The organism is Arthrobacter sp. JCM 19049 (genome assembly GCF_001310435.1).
In genome coordinates this window covers 1-1,261 of sequence record NZ_BAXF01000568.1, presented here as the reverse complement: position 1 = coordinate 1,261, position 1,261 = coordinate 1, and the positions used below count along the sequence as shown (strand labels likewise).

The 1,261-nt window shown below is 68.2% G+C and carries 2 protein-coding genes; both read right to left on the bottom strand.

The window, feature by feature from the left end; translation table 11 throughout:
- Positions 1-730 (bottom strand): respiratory nitrate reductase subunit gamma (narI, locus tag JCM19049_RS14525; protein ID WP_054821925.1); only part of this gene is annotated, 730 nt, incomplete at its 3' end.
- Positions 727-1,261, bottom strand: a 535-nt coding sequence (gene narJ / locus JCM19049_RS14520) for a nitrate reductase molybdenum cofactor assembly chaperone (RefSeq protein ID WP_054821924.1), incomplete at its 5' end; no start/stop codon positions are given. The genes narI and narJ, both read right to left, overlap by 4 nt.

Genomic DNA, 1,261 nt, shown 5'->3' with positions numbered 1-1,261 from the left:
CGGTGACCGGGTCCCAGCCGCGGCGTACGGGGCGCATGCCGCTGGGGGCCTCATCGCGCGAACGGTACACGATGTAGGGGCGGAACAGGTACGGGATCGGTGCGGAGAACACGTGCACCAGCCGGGTGAACGGCCACAGGGCGAACAGCAGGTTCGCGGTGATCACGTGCAGCGCGAAGGACAGCGGGATCTGCTGCATCAGCGCGGGGTCGGGCTGGAAGATCAGCAGGCTGCGCACCCAGGGTGAAATGGTTTCACGGTACGGGTAGCCGGGCCCGAACACCTGGTGGACCATGGTGGCCACGGTGCCGAAGAACAGGGTCGCCCCCAGCAGCACGTACATCAGCTTGTCCATCCGGGTGGTGGCCAGGAACACCGGTCCCACGGTGCGCCGCCGGTAGATCAGGATCACCAGCCCGGCCAGCGTCAGCACGGCCGCCGCGGTGCCCATCCAGGTGGCGCCCAGGTGGTAGAGGTGTTCGGTGACGCCGATGGCGTAGAGCCATTCGCGCGGGATCAGCAGCCCCACCACGTGGCCCACCAGCACCAGCAGGATGCCGAAGTGGAACATCGGTGAGCCCCAGCGCAGCAGCCGGTTCTCATAGCTTTGGCTTGACCGGGTGGTCCAGCCGAACTTGTCGTAGCGGTACCGCCAGATGTGCCCCACGATGAACACGGCGGCGCATGCGTAGGGCATCGCCACCCACAGCAGGAATTGCATGGTGCTCATACTCCCGTCCCCTCCCTCGGACTAAATGGTGGTAGGTTGCCCAGGAAGCTGAGCCCCACGGTCTCGGTTGGCGGGCCCTCGCTGACCAGGGACAGGATCCGTTCCTGCGTGGCCCTATCCACCGGCGGCAGGGAGAGGGTGATGGTGCGCACCACGTTCGCCCAGGGGCTGTGCATCCCCTCCAGGGCGGCGCGCAGCACCTCAATGCCCTCCACGTGCGAGGCCAGCAGCGCCCCGGCGATCTCATCGTCGCTGCGGGCGGAGAACTCCAGCACTGCCGGCAGGTAGTCCGGCAGGTCCTGGGCGTCGAACTCGAAGCCGGCCGCCCGGTAGGCCTCCAGGAAGGTGACCAGCGCGGTGCCCCGCTTGCGGGTGTCCCCGGTGGCGAAATAGCTCAGGTACAGGCTGCACTTGCGCTTCTGGTCGAAGGTGCCCACATAGCTGCGCTGCCACTGGGCCGAACCGGCCGCCCGGGAGGCGGCCACGAACTCGGTCAGCGGCCCGGCGAGCGGTGCCGGCAGCGCGGTGATG